Source organism: Corynebacterium sp. HMSC072A04 (genome assembly GCF_001809235.1).
GTDB classification, from domain to species: domain Bacteria; phylum Actinomycetota; class Actinomycetes; order Mycobacteriales; family Mycobacteriaceae; genus Corynebacterium; species Corynebacterium hiratae.
The window spans coordinates 1-16,862 of sequence record NZ_KV796787.1; the positions used below are offsets into that span (position 1 = coordinate 1).

The window sequence follows — 16,862 nt, forward strand, 5'->3', positions numbered from 1 at the left end:
ATAGCCTTTAATTCCGGCTAGGGCTCGGTGTTTGGCGGCAAGAGCGTAGTTGACCTTCTTGTTTGGGGCGGAAAGATCGATATAGCGGTTGCGCTTGATTGCGATATCGCCGTCAACAGCGCGTTTGGCTTTCGCTATTTGCTTGCCGATTCCGCGCAGGCTGCGTCTAGCCCGAACATGGGAGTGCTGGAAGTGAGTCCTACAGCGGTGTCACAACCGGATGCAAGTGGGGGCGGCTGAAGAACTACGGCGAGAAACTCGTCGAGAACATCGTCCAAGCAGTCGCTCGTGACCTACTCGTCCACGCCATGACACTCGACGCAGACGGGTACGAATGCGACTACTACCGCAAAGATTAGACGCGCCAGAGAGGCAACTCGCCCCAGCTGTCAGGTGCTCCTGTGCGAGAAAACGGCACGATGGGATTGTGCGGGTAGGTGTGGAACAGCTTCGGTAGCCGGTCGGCTGGAGACAATTCCAGTTGGCGCTGCAAGTATTGGATAAGGGAGAGCTGCCCGAACACGCGATTCATTCCTTCAGCTACCGGAGCCAGCCTGACGTCATTGTTCAGTTTCGGTTTGATGTCGTAAACACGGTTGAACATCCTTGCATGATGAGCTGCGTAATTACGCAGAATATTCAAGGATTTCAGCCATGATTCAAGCTGAGGACCAGTTAGGCCGCAGGGCTCGGCAATCCGTTTGCGCACGATATTGGGCGACATGCCGTACAGGTACGACAGCATCCCCCAATCCATGATTTCGACAGCCGCCCAGATGGGTAGAGTCCCGCCATATTTGGATTTGTGGTGGGCGACGAAGTCCTCCTTCGACGCTTTCAATGCCGACTGGTACTTTCTCAGCCACACCTCGTGCACGCTACGCCCGTCTTTGTTTCGCTGCCGTGCCCGGGCGCTCAAACGCTGGGGATCCAAATAGATCAGCGGGTCAAGGCGACCCAGCTCGTGACCGAGCTTGGTTCGAATAGCCAACTCCACGCGATCAAGCTCGATGAACACGCTGTGGCGCAATTGTTCGTCAAACCCATAGAGGGCTACCACCAGGTCAAACGATGCTCCCTCAACGAATTCATCTCGGGCAGTGCCGTCGTCTTGGGAGAAACGGCGCATCGGGTACCAGTATCCGGACAAGCGGTAGTAGTTCAATTGAGCCAGCAGCGTCTCAGCATGCTTGGGATCATCCACTCGCATCCCACGCTGACGAAGCAATTCGACCTGTTCACCGTAGGTCTTGAACTGCTTCACCTGCTCCACGCACACCCCTGTTTGATACAAAAACGAAGACCGGCCCTGGACTCCCGTTGAGGCGGGCAGCGGAACCGGTCATGTTGACTACGAGGTTACCTGGTTGATGACGCCGAGGCAAGAGCACGGGACATGGAGCCATCGGTACGATCCGAACCATCACCTCGGGCGGGCAGGTCCTGTTCTGCGGCCGGGACGTGGCGACCGCCCTCGGCTACGCCAACACGAAAGATGCCCTGGCGCGTCATTGCAGGGGGTCGTTAATCACTACCCCCTTGAAAGGGCTGGTGGCATCCAGCAGGTCAGGTTTACCAGCGAAGGTGTCCTATTACGACGTGGTGCTGGCGTCGCCGTCGCTGATCACCACCACCGAGATCGCCAAGGACTACGGCCTGTCGGCGAAGAAGCTCAACCAGATTCTGCACGGGGAGCAGGTGCAGTTTCACCAGTCCGGGCGTTGGTTCCTCTACGCCAAGTTTGCTGAGAAGGGTTACACCCAGTCCAAGACGTACGAGTACGACGAGGGCAAGACCTGCACCCACATGTACTGGACGCAGAAAGGCCGCCTGTTCATCTATGACCTGTTGAAGAACATCCGTGGCCTGCTGCCGGTGGTCGAGTGTGAAGGCGAGGACGCCAGATGACCACCACTGCGCTTCTTGATATCGGAATACCGAAGAAGAACGTCGAAGGATACCCTGACCCGACTTGCTACCGGGCCCTGAAAGCGATTCAGCGCGCCGAGATCGACTGGGCTCACCAGATGGACATCCCGAACCACCACCAGATCACCGACCAAGCCGGGCTGGAGCAGGTGGCCAGGTTGGATCACGTCGCCGCCACCTACACCAACGACCGGCGCTCGTCTGCGAGCTTCATTTCCTCGGACTGTGTCGTGATGGACATCGACAACGACCACACCGAGGAATCATCCAACTGGGTGACACCGGAGAAGCTCGCCGAGTTGATGGCGGGTGTGGTGTTCATGACCGCCACTTCCCGTAACCACCAGAAGGCGAAAGGCGTGCTGGCGGCTAGGTTCGGTTTCTTTGATCAGCAGGCGTTGGATGCCGGACGGTTCATCTACGGAACCACAAACGGGCCCTCGGCAGGCTGGCGTTCATAAAGCTAGGAGTCGATCTTAGTGTTGGTGGCAATCGAATGTGTCCGGTACGCCCACTAATGTTGATTAATGGATTCACTATTCCCCATCATTACGCAGACCCAAGGAGAACCAACCCATGACGCACCGCGCAGACGCAGGGCTTGAGCCGGCTCGGGAAACGTCGGCGTCGCAGACGTCGTTTGTGCCGCAGCCAGGAAACCAGGAGGCGCGCCGGGCGGACCTGCGCCGCTGGAAGGCGATTGCGCTGTCCTTCCTGATTGGTGCGGCGGTGATCTTTTTGGGGTGCTCGTGGTGGCAGGCGTCGGCAAGCGGGGCTCCCGTCTGGGTGGGCTACGTGCGCGCGGCAGCGGAGGCAGGAATGGTCGGTGGATTGGCGGACTGGTTCGCCGTGACCGCGCTGTTCCGCCGGCCCATGGGACTGCCCATCCCGCACACCGCACTCATCCCCAACAACAAGGACCGTGTGGGTGATGCGCTCAAGGACTTCGTGGAGGAGAACTTCCTCACCGCGGATGCACTCAGCGCCAAGGTGCGGGAGGCGGAGATACCGCTGTGGCTGGCGCGCCAGGGTGTGGAGCCTGGGCGGGCGGAGGAGGTCTCCGCGTGGATTGGTGAGCGCGCAGCCAGCGTGGTCGCAGACCTAGACCCGGCGGAGGCAGAGCAGTTCATCCGCACCCAAGTCATGGACCGTCTGGCAGAGCCGGAGTGGGGCCCGCCGCTGGGGCGCCTGCTGGAGGGTTATATCGCGGAAGGCAAGGCACGGCCGCTGGAGGATGACCTCATTGAGTGGGCGCACGGCAAGATCCTCGGCATGGAATCCACGGTGGTCACCGCCATCGATGAGCGCATGCCGGGCTGGGCGCCGCGCTTTGCCCGCGAGATGGTGGGGGAGAAGGTCTACGCCGAGCTCGTGGAATTCGCCGATGAGGTCCGCCGCAACGGCAACCACGAAGCCCGCCTGGCCATTCGCCGCAACCTGTCCAAGCTGGCTTCGGACCTGCAGTGGGATGAGGACATGCGCGGGCGCATCGAAGGCATCAAGCAGGAGATGCTGGCCTCCGATCAGGCGCAGAAGGCGCCGGCGGCGATGTGGGCGACGGTCTCCTCCACGCTCATTGAACAGCTCACCGACCCAGAGTCCTTCCTGCGCCAGAAGATCACCGCCAAGGTGAAGGAATTGGCGCACCGCCTGCTGGAGGATTCCGAGTTCCTGGCCCAAGCCAACGAGCTGGTGGACAAGGCCGCGCGCTACGCGGTGGAGAAATTCGCCCCGGAGATCATCGCGATTATTCCGGAGACCATTAAGCGCTGGGATGCCCAGGAGGCTTCCGAGAATATCGAGCTCATGGTGGGCAAGGACCTGCAGTTCATCCGCCTCAACGGCACGGTTGTGGGTGCGCTGGCGGGGTTGGTTATCTACACTGTTAATCATCTGCTTTTTGGCGTCTAACAAGGAGTGACGACCATGTCCGTATTTGACTCAATCAAGAATGCCGGTTCCTCTGCTTTTGATGTGGCCAAGGATTTTGGTGGCCGTTTCAAGGAGGAGCGCCAGAACCAAGCCCAGAGCGCGCAGGCGGATCGCATTGCCCGCGCCGCCGATGAGGCGGGCATGGGTGATGGCACTGCGAAGGAGGAGTCCTTCTTCGACCGCGTGACCTCCACGGCGAAGAATATTGGGGAGTCTGTGTCCTCCGCCGCCCGTGAGACCCGCAACTCGGAGTCTTTTGAGAAGGCTCGGGAGGATTTCAACACCGCCTTCAACGAGACCCGTGAGGGTGTGCAGGGCGCTATCAACAACGCCAAGGAGCAGCGCGCGGAGGGCAAGCATGCCCAGCAGCCGCAGGAGCCGCAAAGCCCGCGCAACCCTTATGCCCCGAAGCCGAATGACGATGTCATTGACGGCGAAGTAGTTGACGAGAACTAGTTGGCCTTTCTTGATGCATACTTTTCTTAATACTATTGCGTCGATACCGCACTACATTTTCATCGCGGTATCCCTCTTCGCCCTCATCGGCGCCGTCCTGGCAGCGATGACGAGGGAGGACGCTTTCCGCGCCGGTGACCGCCAGAACAAATGGGTGTGGGTCGGGCTGCTCTTCGGTTCCGCTGTGGTGATGAACCTGCCGCTGCCATTTGTCAGCTGGATTGGCGCCATCATCACCGGTGTGTACTGGTTTGATGTGCGCCCGCAGCTCAAGGCCATCATCAACGGCGATTATTCCTACTAATGCTGAATCTGCTTGCGGCCTCCGTGGAGGAGGTGCGAAACCAGTCGGCGGGGCAGCAGCGAGTGCTTGTCTCCCCGCACCACGTGATTGCCGCTGAGGGCGCCGAGCACGTCATTGCTGTTGCCGGTTATCCCACCGGGCGCCATCACTCTTTGGTGAAGGCGGCGGAGGCGCGGCTGGCCGTGCAATCAGGTGCGGCCGAGGTGTGGGTTGCGGTGGATGCGCTGCTAGGGGATGCCACCTCGCTGCTCTCCGAGCTCGTCACCCTCCGCGAGGCCTGCCCGCTGCCCGTGCGCTTGGGGCTCATTCTTCCTGAGCGTCCGGCTCTGCCGTTGCCGGAGTATGTGCGTGCTGCCGAGCAGGCGGGCTATCAATGCCTCATTGAAACGGGCTCCGTCGTTTCAGACGACGAAGCCCTGGATACGCAGCTCTCCGTGGAGAGCCTTTAACTCTGTGCTTTAGCTTTCGGTTCTTAGTTGTCCGGTGCCTGCTGAGCTGGTGCGGTGGCAGAATCGAGCTCGCTCATTGGAACGTCGTGGCCAATGAGGGTGAGCGTCAGTTCCCCAGCCCCAACATCCACGGATTCAAAGGTCAGCTGCTGGCCCGCGAGCTGTTCCTCCATGCCTTCGGCCAAGGCATTCGAGATCGCGGAGGTCGCCTGCTCGGGCAGGTCGAAGCCGAAGAGCGATGCTTCCTTCGCATCGATGGCGAGCTTGCCGTCGCGAGCCTCCGGCTTGAGCGAGAGCGTGGCTAGGCCACCGGCAAATTCCACCTCGAGGTCATCCTCGGCATCGTTGGCGGTAATCGCGGTGACCACCAGGTTGCCCAAGGCGTCATAGCCGGACTGCTCAGCAATGGCCTTTTGGAAGCTGGCGAGCAGGAACTGATCCGGCACCGTCGTCGAAGCCCGCAGCGTGCCCGCAACCGGCTCCTTGGACAGCGTCATGTCTTCGACGTGCACATCAGCGGCCGGTTGGCCGGTGATGGTGGTGCCCTCAATCTTCAGCGTGGACGGGGTCTTCATATCCATCTGCGGAATCTTGCCGTTGAGCAAACCAAAGACCATAGGGCTGGCACCAAAGCTCACCTCCGGTTCCTCGGAGGTCTCCACGCCCTGCTCCTTGGCGGACTGGGTAAATTGGCTCTTCATCTGAGAACCCAAGAACCAGCGCAGGCCGAGCTCAGCAAGCAAGATGATGAGCAGGAGCGTCACCAGTACGCCGATGAAAATTTTCCAGGCCGTCGAGGCGGGAGATTTAGAAGAAGCCATGACTACTAGTGTGGCGCACTGGATTAAAGTTGGCCAACTACCAGGTCCCAATCCACTGTGAGAACGTTGTCCCGCAGGCGGCGGTTCACCGGGTGGATGGGGACTGTCTGCCGGAGTTCTTCGCGCGCCATGCGCCAGCGCACCCGCGGGCCATATGGAGACCAGCCGGCGGCGCGGTCCCAGGCGGCGTCGGCCGCTTGCAAGAGCTCGTGGATCGGTTCACCCGGCACGTTGCGGTGGATGAGGATTTTGGGAAGGCGCTCCGCAATATCGCTGGGGCGCTCCACGTCGAAGGGATCCCAGGCGAGGGTCAGCGTGCGCGGGCCGGAGGCGTCGAGAAGCACCCAGGCCGATCTGCGTCCCAGCTCGTCGCAGGTTCCCTCCACGAAGTAGCCGCCGGGAGCCAAGCGTGAAGTCACCGTGTTCCAGGCTTTCTCCACCTGGTCGACGTCGTACTGGCGCAGCACATTGAAGGCGCGCACCAGCTGCGGGCGGTAGCCGGCAAGCTCGAAGCCGCCGAGCTCGAAGCTGACACCATCGCGCGGCGGCAGGACGCGCTCGGGGGAAATCTCTAGGCCCGTTACCCGGGTATGCGGGTTAACGCTGCGCAGCCAGCCGGCCCACTCCACGGTGGTGGTGTGGGAAGCGCCGTAGCCGACGTCGAGAGCCAGCGGCTTACTCGTGGAGCGCAACAGCGAGGAGATCTCCGGGTGCGCCACCATCCACCGATCGCAGCGGCGCAGGCGGTTGGGGTTGGTGGTGCCGCGGGTAACAACGCCAAAAGGCCGACCAGCGCTTTCCTGAGCCTTCAGGTTATGCGCGTGATCGGCCATGGCAACAACTGTGGTGTAGGGAGTTGTTTAGAGGTTGTTGGAGATCCACTCTTCGGTGAGCTTGCCCTCGTTGGTGTAGAGCTCCTGCAGAGCTTCAGCGACCTTCGGCTCGATGGCAGCGCCCATCATCGGGATGTTGACGGAAACCTCGGTGACGTAATCCAGAACGGTGGTCTCATCCTGGGCCTTGTAGGTGATGTCACCCTTGAAGTCGACCGGGGTGCCCTTGACGTCAGCGGTGAAGGAGACGGAAATCTGCTCGTCGACCAACTCGCCGATGGTCACGGTGCGCTTTTCCTTCAGATCCTGGGAGACCATGGCGCGAACGGCCTCCGGAAGGAGGGAGGTCGGAAGAATTTCGTAGAGCACAGCGGTGTTGCCGGTGAACTCGTGCACGGTACCCGGTTCCGGGGACAGCTTGGCCACGATGAAGTCCCAGTACTCCTGAGTGGTCAGTGCCTTGTGCACCTTATCGATGGGCTGGTTGATGATAACGGTGTTTTCGCTACGGGTTGACATGAGTTACAGACTACCTTGGTAGACGTGCTAGATAAATTCCTGACCCTCGCTGACATTGACGGAGTCACGCTGGATTCCGAGACCACCTTCGCCGATCTCACGACGCTGCGCATCGGTGGTGCACCGCTGGTGACGGTGCGCTGCGCCAGCGCTGAGGCGGCAATTGCTGCGTTAGCAGCGCTTGACGACGCCTCCCAGGACTACCTCGTCGTCGGCGGCGGCTCCAACCTCGTGGTGGCGGAAGGCCAGTTGGATGTCGTGGTCGTGGTGCTCGACTTCGAGGATATCGATGTCACCGTGGCCAACGGCCTCGTGCGCGCTGATGCGGGCGCGGTATGGGATGACGTCGTGGCTTTGTCCGTGGACTGCGGTCTGGGCGGCATTGAGTGCCTGTCCGGCATCCCGGGCAATGCGGGTGCCGTACCGGTACAGAACGTCGGCGCCTATGGCGCGGAGACCTCCGACGTCCTCACGCAGGTCTACCTCTATGAGCGCGCTACGCGGACCGCGAGCTGGGTACCGGCGGAAGAATTAGAGCTGGCGTATCGCTACTCCAACCTGAAGTTCACTGGACGCGGCGTGGTGCTGGCTATCGAGCTGCAGCTGACCACCGATGGGCTGTCCACACCCCTGCGCTTTGGCCAGCTCACCCAGAACCCCGGTGAGCGCCGCCCGGTCGCGGAAGTCCGTGAGGAAGTGCTGAAGCTGCGTCGCGGCAAGGGCATGGTGCTCGACCCAGAAGACCACGACACCTGGTCAGCCGGTTCCTTCTTTACCAACCCCATCGTGGAACCGCAGCTTGCCGATTCCATCCAGGAAGCCGTCCGCGCCGCCCGCGGCGACGAGGATGCGGACCGCATGCCGCGCCATGCGGTGCCGTCCACCGCATCTGGAGAAGATAAGGAAAAACTCTCCGCTGCGTGGCTCATCGAGCGCGCCGGCTTTGCAAAGGGCTACCCGGGTGAAGAATCGGGTGCGAAGGCAACCTTGTCCACCAAGCACACCCTGGCGCTGACCAACCGCGGTGAGGCCACTGCAGACGACATCGTTGCGCTGGCCCGCGAGATTCGCGCCGGGGTTCAGAAGGCCTTCGGTGTGACGCTGGAGCCGGAGCCCATCTGGCTAGGGGTAGAAATATAAGTGCGCAATATTTAAAATAGCGTTGAATTGCTAGCTCGCCGCCGCAAACACTAGGCGCCCAGAAAGGACCTCGCATGTACATCCCCAAAGACGTACTCTTTGCCATCCTCCTCTTTGTTTCGGCCCTTCTCTGCGCGGTGGCGATGCTGTTGGTCCCAGGCCTGTTCGCGGAGTTCAGCGCAGCGCGCTGCACCTTAATGGCGAGCGTCTTGGGGATCGGCGTCGCCGGGCTGTTTTTCTCCCGCATCCAGATCCGACGCCTCGAGCACTAGCGGTTAGGGCTCCATTGCCCCAAGCTTTCACCGCCGCTTAGGTCATGACGTTGAGCCACTCATCCTTGGCCGCGAGGAAATCGCGTGCGGCCTCCTGTGCGCCCTCGAGTGAGTGGTGGGCGCCCCAGCCGCACTGTACCTCGTTGGCGGCGGGAACCTCGGTGGCGTTGAGGATGTCATTGAGCGCGCCCTCGACGGCGCGGAGCAGCTCGTCCTGCTCCATACCGTTGGTGATGGCGTAGAAGCCGGTGCGGCAGCCCATCGGGGCAAAACCGATGAGCTTGTCGGTGTAGTTGCGCATGAAGTTGGCCATCATGTGCTCCACCGAGTGGATTGCCTCGGTGCCGAGGTGCTCCTTGTTGGGCTGGCAGAAGCGCAGGTCATACTTGATAATCTCGACTCCGCCGCCCAGGTCGGTGCGGTCGGCGACGCGGATATAGGGGGCGTCGACAAGCCGGTGGTCGAGCTCGAAGGACTTTACGTTGATCTTGTTCTCGGTGTTCTTCTCAGTCATGCTTTCCCAGTGTAACCACGGCTTAGCCTGTGGTCCGAGTGTCCTTCCCCTGAATGCGGGCTGTGCCGCATACGCTGGTCAGATATGAGCGAAGAGGAGATTGGCGGCAACGCTATTCCGGCCGAAGAGCCAGAGACCATCGTGCCGTTTAAGAGCTCGACCATCCTTGAGGTCCAGGGCCACGATGAGGAACGCGACCCTTTCTCCAGGGACAACCGGCTCCGCAAGGAGAGCTGGGGGCTGATCATCCGCCGCACGTGGAATGACTTTTTCCACGATGCCTTCATGGACCGTGCCGCCGGGATGACCTACTTCACGCTCATGGCTTTTGCGCCCACGGTACTGGCCGCCTACTCCATTGCCACGCTCATCTTCTCCTCCCGCCAAGCGGAAGTGGAGCAGCTGACCTCAGAGCTCATCGAACAGTACGTCCCTGGCTCGCTTTCTGAGCAAGCCCATACGGTCGTCGGCACGATCATCGGCTCTAGCGCGCAGGGCACGTTGGCACTGATCATTTCCCTGGCCATTTCGCTGTTTTCAGCGTCGGCGTATGTGCGGGCCTTCTCGCGCACTGCCAATACCGTGTACGGCCGGGTGGAAGGCCGCGGGATCATCCGCACGTGGGCGCTGATGTGGGGGCTGACAGCAGTCATCGTGGTGGGCGCGGTCATCGTGCTTTTTGCCAACTTGCTGCGTGATGCTGTTCTTAACGAAGGGTTGATTCCGCTCGCGCGCAACGTAGGGCTAGAAGATACCGCCACGTACTTGGTAAGAATCTTCCTTCCGGTGTGGAACTGGCTGCGCTTTCCCGTCACTGTGATCGTGGTGCTCACGCTCATTGCAGTGCTCTATCACTTCGGCCCCAACGTGCGGCCTGGGCGCTTTAGGTGGATTACCTATGGTTCGGTGGTGGCGCTCGTGGGCACAGTAGTGTCCTGGGGGCTGGTGGGCCTCTACCTGAAGTACCTCGCTGCGGCCAGCGCCTATGGTGCGCTAAGCACCGTCATGGCGGTGTTCATGGCTATGTGGTTGATGAACACCGTGCTCATCGTCGGCATCAAGATTGATGCCGAGGTGTTGCGTGCCAAGGAACTGCAGCTGGGGCTACACTCCGAGCGTTTTATCCAAGCCCCGCCGCGCTCTGATAGCTCCTCTCAAGCCCAGGCCCGCGCCCAAGAGAACCTGGAGCAGAGGGCGCGTGAGATTTCAGACAACGCACGGCAGGCACAGGACGAGACGGCAGGGATGTAGCCCTACTTCAGAGCGAGGTGGAAGGGAATCTCGGTGCCGGGCACGACGATGCCGAACGCGCCGTCTTCCGCGCCATTCTCAGGCACGCTGACAGCCACTCGGCCGGTACGTTTCTCTTGCGGCTGGAAGGGAGTGTCTACGTCGATAAACCCATTGACATCCCACATGAGGGGCTGCCCATTCGATTCCTCGCCCGGGCCGAAGTAAAGGAACGCCATTTCCGAGCCGGCGTCGGTCTCGTTGCCCACGTACGTCAAGGTCAAATCAAAGACCAGGTATTTCTTCCCCTCGTCCGGCTGCTTGTAGGAAGGGTCCGCGGCCATGACTTCGTCCGTGCCATCGAAGTTGAGGTTGCTGACATCCACGTGCCATTCCGGCCCTTTCAGCGTCGTGTTGAGCGGTAGCGGGTTAGAACGCGAACCGGGCGTGCCTTCCTCAAGGACTTGGTTTCCGTTCTCATCAGGAACGCTGTTGTAGTATTCCGTCGCTGTTGGGGTGGGGGAGCCCGTGCTGTCCAGCGTCTCCTCCTCATCCCAGGGGCGCACCGTCGTGCCCACGACAGAACTTGATATTTCGGGTGTTTGCGTAGTGTCCGGAAGAGAACCGATGAATTTTGCGGCCATGAAGAAGAAAAAGACGACCGAGGCGATCAAGCTGCCCACCACAGTGATGATCAGGGCGACTGCTCCCCACGCAGTTGACTGGTCGCTGAGGAAAAGTGAGACCGCGCCGGTAATAAGCGCTGCGAGGAGAAGGATCCAGCCTGCGGCGTAGATGCCGGGGATGCAGGCGATGATTGTGCCGAGAACGGCGAGAACCGTGGCGATGATTCCAACGACGGACTTTTTCTTTGGTGGCTCTGGCTGGGGCTGGGCAGCCCCGTAACCGCCGCCAGGATTGTTATGGGGAGTGCCTAAGGGTGGGAAAGGCTGGTTGGCATAGGGGTTCTGCTGTGGTCCCCCGTGCTGGTGCGGCCTCTGCTGACCGGGGCCTGGGGGTGGAGTGTGCGGCGGATACGGAGGTTGGGTCATGAGTAGCTTCTTTCAGGAGAGCGTCAGATGAGTCCCGATAATAATCGCCGCATGGCTACTGCACCTGGGAAAGCAGCTAGCCGGGGAGCGCTCCTAACTGCCCAAACGCTGTCACTGCGCAGATTCTTCCGAAACCTGGCGGTGGCCAGCGGCCTTTTCTTGCCCGCGCTTATTAATCAGTGCTGAGACTAGGAATCCAAACCCCATAACCGTCGTGGCCCTGGTTGACCACTCGTAATCAGCGATGAGCCAACCGGCAAGGGAAATGACGCTGAGTGAGCCGACAGCTGTTATGAGGAATTTTTCAATATCCATGCTTCGTCCTCTGGTTCGTAGAAGTCTCGCAATTAAGTAAGCGGTGCCTTATGCGAAAAGCTATCACGAGGCGAAGGGTGCAGACAGAAAAGAAGCCGAGGAGGCCCGCTTCTGAGCGGAGGTCCTCGGCTTGTTCTAAGGGCTTGCTGTTAGGGGGCTAGCGCCTTAGGCGGAGGGGTAGGTGCCGTCCTCGGTGAGGCGCGCGGAGTCGTCGAGAAGCATGGCAATCTCGGCGGCCTTGGCGTCCTGTGCCGGGAGGCGGCGGCCCTCGATGACCTCAAACAGCGGGGCGCGGCCCAGCATTCCGGCCTCGAAGTGTGCGCGGCCGGCGCGCAGGCGCTGCTCGGCGTGCTCACGCCACTGGGCGGCGGCGTCCGCCCCGCGCTGCTGGGACACGGCCTGCTCGAACACGCCGGGGTGGGCGTAGACGATGAGCGCGCCGACGTGGCCGAAGCCGAGCGAGGTCAGCGCCGCGGCCTTCACGCTGTGGCCCGCAGAGCCGAGGTCCAGCGGGGAGCGCAGCCACACCAGGTTCGGCGCCTTCGGGGCGATAAGCGGGTCGACGCAGTCCAGGGACACGTTCGCCGGGATGCGGTGCGTGCGGAAGACGTCGATGATGCCGCCGGTTTGGAAGAGCGCGGCACCCGCTTTGGAGTGGCCGGTGAGTGTCTTCTGGGAGATGACAAACATCGGCTGATCCTCATCGCGGCCAATCGCTGGCCACAGCAGGGAGTGCAGCTCGGACTCGTTCGGGTCGTTGGCGCGGGAGATGAAGCGCTCGTCGATGCCGCCGGCGACCACGACGTCGGCCTTGCCCAGTGCACTCTTGCTGCATAACCCAGATAAAGATCCAGCCCACTCTCGACTAGGGCGAGGCGGGCTGAACGATTAAACGAAGCTTGTCACGGCGCACGACACCCCGCCAGACGGACGAACAAATGAGCAGGCAGTGAATGCGGTTGAATGGACGGTGTCAAGTTTTCGTGGCTGGGTGAATTTCCTTGCATCATCAATCGCATGTAGAAATCGCGTAGATCGTGTAGGCTCACACGCAGCACTAACAGCCCGAAAGAAGAAGAACAAGAAAGCATAAAGGAGGCGAACCGCGATGATGACCCATAACAATCAGCCGCTAGGACGCCTCTTTAAGCAACTCTTCTAACAGGCTGACTTGACCATTTCCCGGGAAAGCGGCCCTGCTTATCCCGGACGTTGGTGCCAGCCGCGCGACCCGCGCGCACAACTTATAAGTCAGCCGCCCAAGCAGGCCCTTTCTCACGAACTGCGTTACGCAAACGCAGAGAAAGGCTCTCTTATGCGCCTGCACAACTTCGCCTCCATTGTTGAAGACAAGACGGTGGCGCAGGCACAACTCGTCGCTGACCTGCCCTTCGTCTACCCACATGTGGCGCTCATGCCTGATGCCCACTTTGGCAAGGGCTCCTCGGTCGGCACTGTCTTCGGCACGCTGCGCGCCGTCATCCCGGCGGCCGTCGGCGTGGATATCGGCTGCGGCATGATTGCCGTGCGCACGGGGCTCACCCACGCGGACATCCAGGACTTCGCTCTCGAGGACCTGCGCACCGCGGTCGAAGACTCCATTCCGCTCTCGCCCGGAAACTACAACGGTTGGATCATGGACCCGCGCACCGAGGCCCGCACGCGCGAGCTCTCGCAGCTGGCCCAGGACACTGGCGTGGATCTCGGCCACTCCAAAAACTGGCGTCAGCAGCTGGGCAGCTTGGGCGGCGGTAACCACTTCATTGAGCTCTGCCTCGACGAAGAGGACCGCGTCTGGCTGTTCCTGCATTCTGGCTCGCGCGGCGTGGGCAACAAGATCGCACAGAAGCACATCAAGGCCGCGCAGCGTCACTGCGAGAAGCACTGGATCCAGCTCGCGGACAAGGACCTGGCCTACCTCGTCGAGGGCACGGAAGAGTTCGACTCCTACATTGCGGATCTCCACTGGGCACAGCACTTTGCGCTGCTCAACCGCGATGAGATGATGGACCGTTTCCTCGACTGCGTCGCCACCTGGGCCGGCGCAGACCGGGAGACCCTCGAGCTCGAGCGCATCAACTGCCACCACAACTACACCCAACGTGAGAGCCACTACGGCAAAAATGTGTGGCTCACGCGTAAGGGCGCCATCAAGGCGGACGAAGGCGACCGCGGCCTCATCCCCGGCTCGATGGGCACCACTAGCTACGTCGTGGAAGGCAAGGGCTACCCGCCGGGCCTCAAGTCTGCGCCGCACGGCGCGGGTCGCGTCATGTCGCGCACCCAGGCCAAGGCCCGCTTCACCGAGGCGGATCTTGCCGCACGCATGGAAGGCATCGTCTATCGTCCCGGCGCCGAGTTCGTCGATGAGATTCCGGACGCCTACAAGGACATCGACCGCGTGATGGCTGATGCCGCCCAGCTCGTTGAGGTCAAGCACACCCTGCGCCAGATCCTCAACGTCAAGGGCACCTAACCTGCGTCATGATGAGACCGTCACTTTTAGTGACGGTCTCTTTTGAGCTTTCCGATGCCCCCTCCTGCAGCGTCGCATCAGCACGACGCTTTGCCTTATGTAAGGAAACGAAGTAGGTGACCACTATTGATTACTGCTTATTTATTGCGAAGGGCTGGAACTGCTCGGTTGGTCGGAGGTGAAAGCCGAGTATTAAACTGCGTCGAAGCGAGTTGGCGTTCAGCATCGTCGACCAACATGAAAACATCGTCAGCGAAGTAACCGAGAAGCCCGCCCGCACCGATGACTTTCTTACGCAGAATGCCAGCCTCGGTGAGTGAATCGAGCGCGTCTCGGGCCGTGCTTGTCGATGAAATCCCCAGCTCGGACTTCACAATGGGCACCGTGACCAAAGGCATGGCAGGAAGCTTCTTGAGCAGTTGGAACTCCGTCGAATTCGATTTCAATGCGCGCTTGCTTCCTTGCGCAGTGCGGTGGTGATTGACCTTGTCCATCCATTCTGCTTCTAGGGCGGCGACGCTATCCGCAAGTTCAGCTGCTTTGGTGGTGGCGACTTGTGCAGCCTCGACGAAGAAAGAGATCCATGCCAGCACGTCACCCTCGCGGAATTTCGTGAGTCCGTCGACGTAACGGTCACCGAGCGTTGCCAGCACCATACTGACAGGGAGAACCGCAGCATCGGTGAGCCCTCTGCGCTGCAAAAGTGCGTGAATCATGGCTCGTCCCACGCGCCCATTCCCATCCGGGAATGGGTGGATGGTCTCGAACTGTGCATGAACGAGCGCTGCTTGAACGAGCGCGGCGTGGTCTGCCCCGTTGAAGTATTCAATGAGATCATCGAGGAGTTCTGGGACTTGCACGGGAGGCGGGGGAACAAAAGCTGCATCGATGGGGTGATAGTCAGACCCGCCAATCCAGTTTTGAGTAGTACGTACTCCTTGTAAAGGCTTTTCTGCAACGAGCGCTGTCTGCATTGCAACAATGTCATCCAGGACTAGCTCGTCTTTGTAAGCCAAGTCTGCATTGATGGTGTCGAGGATGGCGACATTGCGGGCGACAGCTGTTGCGGATTCTTTGAAACCCCGAATTCCGGAATCTGATTCACGCGCGAGGATCGCCATGGCCACTTTGTCGGAGTTAGGAGCGATTCCCTCGATCCGGGAGGAAGCGACGGCCTCAGAACGGAGCAGGAGTCGCGCAACTCCTTCAAGGGAGTGGGTATTGTCTCTCATCCCAAGATTGTGAATCTCCCGCTCGATGCGAACGATACGTCGCGAGAGCTCGGACGGAAGCTTCAACGACATGCCTGCGAGGGGATCGGGAACGAAAGCGTGATACTTACCTCCTTGTTTGGCGCGTCGAGAAAGACCGCTGCCATCAGTGGGGATCCATTCCAATTCGACTGTCTCTGCCACAGCTGACTCCTCTCATGCGCTTGGGGCATTGGGGATAAGGTTTATCTCGGTAGATTGATGTCCTAGTTTACCGGGATAGCTGTTATCCCGGTGGACTGCGAGCACAAAAGATTAACGGAGCTCCAGTAACCGGTAAGATGCTTCAATGTTGTGCAGACGAGGCAGAAGCCGGATATAACCTCGAAGTCTTGCGTAAGCGGGGACGATTGATTGCTAAAGAATATTCTTCTTTGCGGTCGGCAGGAGAACTGGAACAGGAGAGTTCCGAGAAGCTGAAGTGATGCTGATATGAAGGCAGCGGAATTTGAGGCCGGAGAGACGAAGCCGGCATTACACCAAGTGAGCCTTGTTATGATTATCGAAGGTTTGTCTGTGGCGGCCCCTTGATCGTGGTCTTGCCCGGTTGAGCTGTAGATTTTCGTGAATTGATAAAGGGAATAGAGGCGTCACAATGGCAAAGTTGAACCTGCGCGCAGTCGAGGAACGAACGTCGAAACTAGGTGGCCGTGCCGAATATGATCGCGAGTTCTTGTTCAATTTGCTCGAAGCCTATGGTCGCGCTAAATCTTCAATTACGCGACTGCGGTCGGGAAACCTCGATGTGGCGCAGGATCCTTCGCGAGAAGTAGCGCAGAAGAACGTTGTTTACTTCCATGAATCAGAGTCGGGACAGGCTTTCGATGATTTTGTTCGGTTGTCGACTGCGGCTCACGTCATACCTCGATGCGCAAGGTCGCAGAAGAACTCGGGATAAATCGCTCGACTTTGGGATACTGGTACAAGCAATTCGGCACCAACGTGCCTAAGGATGATGATGCATCGTCACCCGTAGAAAAGCTTGCTGATGCGGAAAGAATTCGCCAGTTAGAACGCGAAAACAAAAGGCTTCGTGAAGAGCGCGATATTCTGCGCAAGGCTGCGAAGTATTTTGCGGAAGAGACGACCTAGTGATCCGCTTCCAGTTCGCCTGTGACAATCTCGCCGACTACTCGGTCAAGCGGATGTGCACAGTCCTGGGCCTAAATCGGTCTTCGTACTACAAATGGAAGAAATCGGCTCCGCGGCGCCGTGCGCGCCTTGTAGATGACGCTGTGATGGCCGCGGAGATCCAGGCCATTTTCGATGCTGAAAACGGCGTGTGGGGCGCTCGTCGCATCACTGCCGAACTCAACGATCTGAGGTTACCCTCGTTTAGTGGACACCCT

General features: G+C 60.1%; 18 protein-coding genes and 3 pseudogenes. 11 read left to right on the forward strand and 10 right to left on the reverse strand.

All coding sequences use genetic code 11. The features are described 5' to 3' along the window. Both HMPREF2565_RS14230 and HMPREF2565_RS07335 read right to left on the reverse strand, forming a co-directional pair. Window positions 1–195: pseudogene (locus HMPREF2565_RS14230) on the reverse strand (transposase); the annotation flags it as partial. Between the two features lie 160 nt (window positions 196–355). Continuing rightward, window positions 356–1,273 (reverse strand): Abi family protein, encoded by a 918-nt coding sequence (locus HMPREF2565_RS07335; protein ID WP_070682406.1) that lies wholly within the window; start codon window positions 1,271–1,273, stop codon window positions 356–358. Between the two features lie 311 nt (window positions 1,274–1,584). On the opposite strand from HMPREF2565_RS07335, the gene HMPREF2565_RS14240 reads away from it, so the two are divergent. The 6 genes from HMPREF2565_RS14240 (at window position 1,585) to HMPREF2565_RS07365 (ending at window position 5,070) form a co-directional block, all read left to right on the forward strand. Further along, window positions 1,585–1,908, forward strand: a complete 324-nt coding sequence (locus tag HMPREF2565_RS14240; protein ID WP_232745265.1) for a phage antirepressor KilAC domain-containing protein — start codon at window positions 1,585–1,587, stop codon at window positions 1,906–1,908. After that, window positions 1,905–2,390 (forward strand): hypothetical protein, encoded by a 486-nt coding sequence (locus tag HMPREF2565_RS07345; RefSeq protein WP_070510555.1) that lies wholly within the window; start codon window positions 1,905–1,907, stop codon window positions 2,388–2,390. Before HMPREF2565_RS14240 ends, HMPREF2565_RS07345 begins: the two co-directional genes overlap by 4 nt. A gap of 115 nt (window positions 2,391–2,505) precedes the next feature. Further along, window positions 2,506–3,840 carry a DUF445 domain-containing protein gene (locus tag HMPREF2565_RS07350; RefSeq protein WP_070510556.1) on the forward strand — a complete coding sequence of 445 codons (1,335 nt, stop codon included), beginning with the start codon at window positions 2,506–2,508 and terminating at the stop codon, window positions 3,838–3,840. 15 nt (window positions 3,841–3,855) lie between these two features. Continuing rightward, window positions 3,856–4,317 carry a CGLAU_01105 family protein gene (locus tag HMPREF2565_RS07355; protein ID WP_070444004.1) on the forward strand — a complete coding sequence of 154 codons (462 nt, stop codon included), beginning with the start codon at window positions 3,856–3,858 and terminating at the stop codon, window positions 4,315–4,317. A gap of 13 nt (window positions 4,318–4,330) precedes the next feature. After that, window positions 4,331–4,621 carry a DUF2516 family protein gene (locus HMPREF2565_RS07360; protein WP_070516433.1) on the forward strand — a complete coding sequence of 97 codons (291 nt, stop codon included), beginning with the start codon at window positions 4,331–4,333 and terminating at the stop codon, window positions 4,619–4,621. After that, window positions 4,621–5,070: a deoxyribose-phosphate aldolase gene (locus HMPREF2565_RS07365; RefSeq protein ID WP_070516431.1), complete on the forward strand. Its 450-nt coding sequence runs from the start codon at window positions 4,621–4,623 to the stop codon at window positions 5,068–5,070. Before HMPREF2565_RS07360 ends, HMPREF2565_RS07365 begins: the two co-directional genes overlap by 1 nt. Window positions 5,071–5,093: 23 nt before the next feature. Here the strand turns inward: HMPREF2565_RS07365 and HMPREF2565_RS07370 are convergent, their stop codons facing one another. The 3 genes from HMPREF2565_RS07370 to HMPREF2565_RS07380 are packed head-to-tail and all read right to left on the reverse strand — an operon-like array spanning window position 5,094 to window position 7,243. Further along, entirely contained in the window at window positions 5,094–5,891 is a 798-nt protein-coding gene (locus HMPREF2565_RS07370) for an LmeA family phospholipid-binding protein (RefSeq protein ID WP_070516429.1), read from the reverse strand. A 23-nt stretch (window positions 5,892–5,914) separates the two neighbouring features. Continuing rightward, window positions 5,915–6,724 carry a class I SAM-dependent methyltransferase gene (locus HMPREF2565_RS07375; RefSeq protein ID WP_046647833.1) on the reverse strand — a complete coding sequence of 270 codons (810 nt, stop codon included), beginning with the start codon at window positions 6,722–6,724 and terminating at the stop codon, window positions 5,915–5,917. A 27-nt stretch (window positions 6,725–6,751) separates the two neighbouring features. Beyond that, window positions 6,752–7,243, reverse strand: a complete 492-nt coding sequence (locus HMPREF2565_RS07380; protein ID WP_046647832.1) for a DUF2505 domain-containing protein — start codon at window positions 7,241–7,243, stop codon at window positions 6,752–6,754. 24 nt (window positions 7,244–7,267) lie between these two features. Here HMPREF2565_RS07380 and HMPREF2565_RS07385 point away from each other — a divergent pair, with 24 nt between their 5' ends. Further along, window positions 7,268–8,383: a UDP-N-acetylmuramate dehydrogenase gene (locus HMPREF2565_RS07385; RefSeq protein WP_070516427.1), complete on the forward strand. Its 1,116-nt coding sequence runs from the start codon at window positions 7,268–7,270 to the stop codon at window positions 8,381–8,383. 74 nt (window positions 8,384–8,457) lie between these two features. Continuing rightward, window positions 8,458–8,655 (forward strand): hypothetical protein, encoded by a 198-nt coding sequence (locus tag HMPREF2565_RS07390; RefSeq protein WP_070516424.1) that lies wholly within the window; start codon window positions 8,458–8,460, stop codon window positions 8,653–8,655. A gap of 37 nt (window positions 8,656–8,692) precedes the next feature. On the opposite strand, the gene HMPREF2565_RS07395 is transcribed toward HMPREF2565_RS07390, so the two are convergent. Further along, a complete protein-coding gene (locus HMPREF2565_RS07395) occupies window positions 8,693–9,169 on the reverse strand; it encodes an S-ribosylhomocysteine lyase (RefSeq protein WP_070516422.1) in 477 nt (158 codons plus the stop codon). A gap of 84 nt (window positions 9,170–9,253) precedes the next feature. Here HMPREF2565_RS07395 and HMPREF2565_RS07400 point away from each other — a divergent pair, with 84 nt between their 5' ends. Beyond that, the gene (locus HMPREF2565_RS07400; protein WP_070516420.1) at window positions 9,254–10,420 is read left to right on the forward strand and encodes a YihY/virulence factor BrkB family protein; all 1,167 of its coding nucleotides are present in this window, start codon (window positions 9,254–9,256) and stop codon (window positions 10,418–10,420) included. Window positions 10,421–10,422: 2 nt separating this feature from the next. Here HMPREF2565_RS07400 and HMPREF2565_RS07405 read toward each other — a convergent pair whose 3' ends face one another. The 3 genes and pseudogenes from HMPREF2565_RS07405 to HMPREF2565_RS07415 form a co-directional block, all read right to left on the reverse strand. Further along, window positions 10,423–11,451: a hypothetical protein gene (locus HMPREF2565_RS07405; RefSeq protein ID WP_070682414.1), complete on the reverse strand. Its 1,029-nt coding sequence runs from the start codon at window positions 11,449–11,451 to the stop codon at window positions 10,423–10,425. Window positions 11,452–11,562: 111 nt separating this feature from the next. Then, a complete protein-coding gene (locus HMPREF2565_RS07410) occupies window positions 11,563–11,766 on the reverse strand; it encodes a hypothetical protein (protein ID WP_046647827.1) in 204 nt (67 codons plus the stop codon). Between the two features lie 165 nt (window positions 11,767–11,931). Continuing rightward, window positions 11,932–12,534: pseudogene (locus tag HMPREF2565_RS07415) on the reverse strand (hypothetical protein); the annotation flags it as partial. 547 nt (window positions 12,535–13,081) lie between these two features. On the opposite strand from HMPREF2565_RS07415, the gene HMPREF2565_RS07420 reads away from it, so the two are divergent. Further along, the gene (locus HMPREF2565_RS07420; RefSeq protein WP_070561552.1) at window positions 13,082–14,242 is read left to right on the forward strand and encodes an RtcB family protein; all 1,161 of its coding nucleotides are present in this window, start codon (window positions 13,082–13,084) and stop codon (window positions 14,240–14,242) included. 137 nt (window positions 14,243–14,379) lie between these two features. On the opposite strand, the gene HMPREF2565_RS13940 is transcribed toward HMPREF2565_RS07420, so the two are convergent. Further along, window positions 14,380–15,657: a Fic family protein gene (locus HMPREF2565_RS13940; RefSeq protein ID WP_071407088.1), complete on the reverse strand. Its 1,278-nt coding sequence runs from the start codon at window positions 15,655–15,657 to the stop codon at window positions 14,380–14,382. Window positions 15,658–16,377: 720 nt separating this feature from the next. On the opposite strand from HMPREF2565_RS13940, the pseudogene HMPREF2565_RS14245 reads away from it, so the two are divergent. Further along, a pseudogene (locus tag HMPREF2565_RS14245) lies at window positions 16,378–16,862 on the forward strand (transposase); the annotation flags it as partial.